Origin of the sequence: Hungatella sp. SL.1.14, from assembly GCF_024460495.1 — a bacterium.
In the GTDB taxonomy this organism is placed as follows: Bacteria; Bacillota; Clostridia; order Lachnospirales; family Lachnospiraceae; genus Hungatella; species Hungatella hathewayi.
Map to the genome: position 1 here is coordinate 1 of NZ_JANFYJ010000355.1, position 300 is coordinate 300.

The window sequence follows — 300 nt, forward strand, 5'->3', positions numbered from 1 at the left end:
CTTCGCTGGCAGCGGCCAGACACCGGGCAGCTTGCCGTGCTTTTGGGCTTTGCTTTCCTGTTGTTTGCGGCGCTGTGGGATATGCTGTATCACCGGGACATTTATCTGCTGCCGGCCCTTCGCTTCGCTATTTCTGAAATGGCAATGGCGGTGTTCGTCCTGTATTCTATGACTGCCCTTTTCCTTGCTACGATGCGGGAGGTAAAACGGGCCAGGGAGAGTGAGGCGCGCATTGCGGCTGAAAAGGAAATGCTGCCGGAGATGAACCGCATGAAGAACCAGTTCTACACGGTTATGTCC

Annotated in this window: 1 pseudogene; it reads left to right on the plus strand. The window is 55.3% G+C overall.

Annotated features, from left to right (window positions below):
- A pseudogene (locus NE473_RS31335) lies at positions 1 to 300 on the plus strand (sensor histidine kinase); the annotation flags it as partial.